This window comes from Kordia sp., assembly GCF_045105435.1.
Lineage (GTDB): Bacteria > Bacteroidota > Bacteroidia > Flavobacteriales > Flavobacteriaceae > Kordia.
The window spans coordinates 1-3,579 of the sequence record NZ_JBGCDL010000202.1 but is presented as its reverse complement, the minus strand read 5'-3'; the positions used below and the strand labels follow the sequence as shown (position 1 = coordinate 3,579).

Sequence of the window (3,579 nt, the reverse complement as noted above, 5' to 3'; positions counted from 1 at the left end):
TTGATTGATTGATTGATTGATTTTATTCGAATATGACACTCGCGAAATCTGGTACATCATTGTTCTTATAGTGGAATTTTGACGTATTAGTGTTGTCATCATCGGGGCATACGCCTCACAGAAAGCGAGCTTATGTATACCCAGCTCTTCTTTGCTCAGGAATTTTGGGACAAAACAATTGGTTTTATGCACAATATTTGGTTCTATTGATAGGCACAAGAAGAAGGCAAACAAAGGATGATAGATAGAATCCCACTGCAAGGGATTGATAGATTAGTTGAAGATATGTTGTTCTTTTGGGAAATTGTATAGATAGAGATGATGGTGCAATGCGGTTGATATTATCCCCACCAGAGGTATTATGTGTCATTATTACAGATGTAACAGGTCGTGGTATCACAGAGACTAATGTAATTTGATATTCTTTCCTTTCTTATGTTTTTGATAACTGTTTTTCGTTTGAAAATATTAGTATTCCATGAATCTGTTGTATTATTTAATATTTTAACATGATCATTTATTGTTTTACCTCTACTTGTTGCCAATAATTTGCCATTGCTTCTTCTGTTATTTTCTGCAATTTTATATCTTTTTTTGTTAGGATTTTTTGTGTATTTGTATGTTATGAAGTCATTTATTACTGCTGTTTCATATAAGTCTTTAAGCGTTAGGATTTTTAGTTCTTTATATAGATTATTTATATGTACTGGTCTTTTTACTCCCTTTATTAACCTTACTGCTATCTTTTGAATTCTTGATAAAGTGTTTTTTTCAGCTTCTGTAGTTGTAGGATACCAAGATGTTATACCATACTCTAGGTGTGGTTTTATCAAGGCATTATAAATTAGCACTTTAGTTTTTATTACTGCTGTGCGTTTTACCCTGGCTAATGCGGCTATACCTGCCATTACTTTGTTTTTAATTTTTACTATTTGGTCTTTCCAGCTGCATTTTGGGTTAATTTTAATACCTAAGTAAGTAGTTGTTTTTTCATGACCTATTTTTATGCTGTTAGCTCCAAGTGTAATATGTTCTTTATTTATTCTAGCATTGGTTATTATTTCTGTTTTATCTACATTCATCTTAAGTCTTAAGGCATTGAAATGATCAACTATCTGTTTCATCTTACTCTCAATTTCTTCAGCCCCATTTTTTTCATTTATTTTTAATAGAATGCCTGTGTCATCTGCATACATTATATGGAATACTCCATTCATCAATCTCTCAATGTCCAGCGTGTACAGAAGATACAAAAGTGGACCTAGACAGCTGCCTTGTGGGCACCCTACCGTGGGCGCATCTATAGTGGTTGAGTTCTTTCCATTTACTTGTACAAATTGCTTTCTATTTGTCAGATACGATTTAATTAGCTTAATTGTTTTATTGCCAAACTTGAGTCTTTTTAGTTTTCTGTAAAGTATCCCGTGGTCAATTAAATCAAAAGCCTTAGAGAAATCTATAAGAATCAATGCAAATTTTTCTTTCCTAGCTGCCATTTTTTCCATCTCGTGATATAAGTCCGAGATTGCATGTGATGTTGATAATCCTTTACGAAACCCATATTGCCTTTGTGGAAAAAGATTGTGAGCCTCCATGTGTTTGTATATTTGTGATGTAACTATTTTCTCACCAATTTTAGACATTGCTGGTAATAAACTAATTGGCCTGTAGTTACCCTCTACATCCTTGGCTCCCTTTTTATACAACGGTATTATCTTAGCTATTTTCCACGTGTCTGGAAAAGTTGATGTTTCAATCATTTTCTTTGATATTATTTGTAGCGGCTTTATGAGATCAAATTTTAAGAGTTTAATTAATTTACTACTTACCTCGTCGTGCCCAGCACTTCTTTTTGGCTGCATAGTGTTAATTAGCTTGTTTAATTCGTTTGCTGTTGGTGGTTTTAGGTCAAATTTATATAAAGCCTGTGAACTGTATTTTAGTGGATCTGACGCTGTTTCAGGAATTGTAACTTTTACTTTATTTGCTATGTTTCCAAAAAAATCATTAAACGAGTTTTCCGTTTCTCCTGCTGTGATTAATTTTATGTTTTCATTTCCCTTAGGCTTTGTAGTATATGTTAATTCTCTTATGTTATTCCAAAGTTTTCTACTGTCTTGTTCACTTAATTTTTCATTTAGATGCGCATTATATGCCATTTTAGAAGCTTTTCTATAATCATGTTTAAGACTTTTATATCTTATTTCCATATCCATGTTTGTTCTATTTTTCTTCCATGCGTTATAAGCTGCCATCATTCTACTTCTCTTGTTTCGAAGCCACTTAGGTGTCCACGGTTTTCCTTTTTTACGTGCTATATTTGTTTTGCAGTACTCATTTGCTAGTGTTTTTAATAATAATTCTAGCTTTAGAACGGAACTTTCTAGGTCTTCGTTTAATAAATAGTTGTCCCAGTCAATTTTTCTTAGTTCGTCTGATATGTTTTTTATATTTCCATCTTTGTAGTTAAAAGACGTTACTTGGATTGTTTCACTTGCTTTTCTCTTATACAAAGGTAGTTTTATTATCACTGTAAGATGATCAGAGACATTAAACTCTTCTAAAGTTACATTTAAGTTCCAGTTTACTTCGCTATAACAATGGTCCAATATGCTGCCACTTTCTGGTCGTGTTACTTCATTTACCTTCTGTTCGAGTTCTTCCTCAAGTAGCAGAATATTGATCTCCTCTACAATACAACTATTTACGTTATAATCAATATTCATGTCGCCTACAACAAGCACCCTATGATTTTTATCTCTAATTTTTTTCAATTGGTCTTTTATAGATGACATGAATACACCAATATCACCGTTTGGCGGACGGTAAATATTCAGTACGGTTAAATTTATGTTAGGTAAAAATATTGCGTGCGATTCATATTCACCTTCAATAAATATGTCAATGTCATTTAATGGGCTCCACTTGGTATCAGCGCTCACGTAGGTACCAACCCCACCACCTTTTCTGTGTTGCCTTTTCTTGAATATTGGAGGTTGATATCCGTCAATGAGAAATGATCCACTTGGGGCCCATATTTCTTGTAATGTTATTATATCTGGCTTTTTTTGGTCTATGATATCATGTATTTTATTAATATTTTTATTAACCGATCTTATATTCTGAGATATCACGACAACCTGTTTAAGTTTATCCTCTTTTTCTTCGACACTTTTTGCTCTAGAGGGGGTGAGAACATCAATGCTGCACCTGGAAGGCATTGAAAGGAAAAGGAGAAGGAAATGTAAAAAGTATTAGGGTTTTGTGTTAGCATGGATAAATGAGTGTTTTAGCGTCTGAGCTTTCGTCAAAAATATGTACATAGTAAAAATAAGGCACCTAGTCTAGTATATGTTGGTAGGGAAAATCATTAAAAAAACATGTATGAAGTCTTGCATAGGTTGGTAGGGAAAGTCAATTTGTCAAAAGGGAAAATATACGGATTTTCTTTTGTCGGATCGGCACTTTTGCTCCTCAAGTGCCGTTGGATCTTCAAGTTGAAAAAGTAAAAAGTAAAACGAAACAGGGTCTAAAAAATGTTCTTTTTATTTGGTGATTCGATCTGCCGCAATCTTTTCT

1 protein-coding gene is annotated in these 3,579 nt (G+C 33.3%); it reads right to left on the bottom strand.

Annotated features, from left to right (window positions below; genetic code table 11):
* Window positions 1-359: 359 nt before the first annotated feature.
* A complete protein-coding gene (locus tag AB8B65_RS10635; protein WP_405300961.1) occupies window positions 360-3,221 on the bottom strand; it encodes a reverse transcriptase domain-containing protein in 2,862 nt (953 codons plus the stop codon).
* Window positions 3,222-3,579: the final 358 nt, after the last annotated feature.